This window comes from Neoroseomonas soli, from assembly GCF_018129065.1.
Classification (GTDB): domain Bacteria; phylum Pseudomonadota; class Alphaproteobacteria; order Acetobacterales; family Acetobacteraceae; genus Neoroseomonas; species Neoroseomonas soli.
The window spans coordinates 1-1,695 of record NZ_JAAEDM010000181.1; the positions used below are offsets into that span (position 1 = coordinate 1).

A 1,695-nucleotide genomic window follows, 5' to 3' on the forward strand; every position below is an offset into this window, starting at 1 on the left:
CGCCGAAGTCGCCGCCGCCATGGTGCAGGCCGGCGCGGTGGACGACGCCGCCTTCGCCGAAAGCCGCGCCCGTCGCCTGGCCCGCGCCGGCCGGTCCCGCCGTGCCATCGCCGCGCACCTCGCCGCCAAGGGGGTGGATGCGGAGACCGCCGCCGCATCGATCCCGGAAGGCGAGGACGCCGAACTCGACGCCGCGCTCGCCTTCTGCCGCCGCCGCCGGATCGGTCCCTTCGCCCGCGGGGCCGAGGACACCGAGGCGCGACGCAAGGCGCTCGCCGCCATGGCCCGTGGCGGCTTCGCCCACGGCGTCGCGCGCCGCGCCCTGGCGATGGACCCCGAGACCGCCGAGGACCGGCTGCTCGCCGCGCGGCGCGGATGAGCGGCGGCACCGAACCGCGCGTGACCTTCACGCGCCACGGCGTCTGGCGCGGCGTGCGCCAGGCCATGCCGCTGGTGATCGGCACCTTTCCCTTCGGGTTGGTGGTCGGGATCCTGTCCGACGCCAAGGGGCTGTCGCTGCTCGAGGCGCTGGTGATGTCGGGGCTGGTTTTCGCCGGGTCCTCGCAACTGCTCGCGCTGGAACTCTGGAGCGACCCGGCGCCGGTCGCGGCGGCGACGCTGGCGGCGCTGGTGGTGAACATGCGCCTGGCGCCGATGGGCGCGGCGCTGGCGCCATGGCTCGATCGGCTGCGCGGCTGGCGGCTGTGGGGGACGCTGGCGACGCTGGTGGACCATTCCTATGCGCTCTCGGCCGCCGACCAGCGGCGGGGCGGGCGGGATGCGGGGTTCCTGCTCGGCGTCGGGCTGGCACTCTGGGCCTTCTGGATGGTCGCGGTGGCGGTCGGGCATGTCTTCGGCGCGGTGGTCAGGCTGCCGCCGGGGCATCCGCTCTACTTCGCGGCGGTGGCGACCTTCTGCGCCATCCTCGTGCCGGTCTGGCAGGGGGTGAGGCGCGACCTGCTGCCCTGGGCGCTGGCGGCGGCGGTGTCGCTCGCGGCGTGGTGGGGCGGGCTCGGGGCGCCCTGGCCGCTGCTGGCGGGGGCGCTGTCGGGCGCGGCGCTCGGCGCCTGGTTGGAGATGCGGCGGCGATGACGCTGCGCCTCGACGTGCTGCTGGCGATCCTGGGGATGGCGCTGGCGACCTACCTCTGCCGCGCGGGGGGATATGCGTTGTTCCGCGCCTTCCGTCCGCCGCGCTTCGTGGAGGTCGCCTTGCAGCACCTGCCGGGGCCGATCTTCGTCGCCTATGTCGCGCCGGCGCTGGCGACGCAGGGGTGGAAAGGCTTCGTCGCGGCGGGGGCGGTGGTGGCGGCGCAGGCGCTGACGCGCAACCTGGCGGTGGCGATCGCGGTGGGCGTCGGCGCGATGTGGGCGCTGGGATTCGTCGCGTGACGCTCAGCGCGTGGAGATCGGCACCAGGGTGATCGTCGTCCCCTGCGCGGGCGGCGCATCCTGCGGCCGCACGCGGATCGAGGCCGAGGCCGCCGCGCCGTCCGCATCCAGCACCGTGACGCGGTAGAAGCCCGGGCCCGGAGGCTCCCAGGCGGCTTCGCGCCGCGCCGCTTCGTGTGCGATGGGCGCGCCGTCCACCAGGAAGGCGAGGGGCCGCCGCCCGCCCGCCGCGCGCAGCGTGACCGGGCCGGCGCCTTCCGCCACCGCCGCGCCGGGCGGCGGGAAAAGCAGCCGCAGCCGGTCC

At 76.4% G+C, this 1,695-nt stretch carries 4 protein-coding genes; 3 read left to right on the top strand and 1 reads right to left on the bottom strand.

The genetic code is table 11. The features are described 5' to 3' along the window. The 3 genes from GXW76_RS25265 to GXW76_RS25275 all read left to right on the top strand — a co-directional run. Positions 1 to 379: RecX family transcriptional regulator (locus GXW76_RS25265; RefSeq protein ID WP_211864898.1), on the top strand; the 379-nt coding region annotated here is incomplete at its 5' end. Beyond that, the gene (locus tag GXW76_RS26075; protein WP_272876148.1) at positions 376 to 1,092 is read left to right on the top strand and encodes an AzlC family ABC transporter permease; all 717 of its coding nucleotides are present in this window, start codon (positions 376 to 378) and stop codon (positions 1,090 to 1,092) included. The genes GXW76_RS25265 and GXW76_RS26075, both read left to right, overlap by 4 nt. After that, positions 1,089 to 1,391 (top strand): AzlD family protein, encoded by a 303-nt coding sequence (locus GXW76_RS25275; RefSeq protein ID WP_211864899.1) that lies wholly within the window; start codon positions 1,089 to 1,091, stop codon positions 1,389 to 1,391. The genes GXW76_RS26075 and GXW76_RS25275 overlap by 4 nt, the downstream gene beginning before the upstream one ends. A 3-nt stretch (positions 1,392 to 1,394) precedes the next feature. Here the strand turns inward: GXW76_RS25275 and GXW76_RS25280 are convergent. Continuing rightward, positions 1,395 to 1,695: hypothetical protein (locus GXW76_RS25280; protein ID WP_456307125.1), on the bottom strand; the 301-nt coding region annotated here is incomplete at its 5' end.

Bases quoted from the DNA above. Each gene is read 5' to 3' on its own strand.
- GXW76_RS26075 (WP_272876148.1), top strand. From the start codon at position 376: ATGAGCGGCGGCACCGAACCGCGCGTGACCTTCACGCGCCACGGCGTC.
- GXW76_RS25275 (WP_211864899.1), top strand. From the start codon at position 1,089: ATGACGCTGCGCCTCGACGTGCTGCTGGCGATCCTGGGGATGGCGCTG.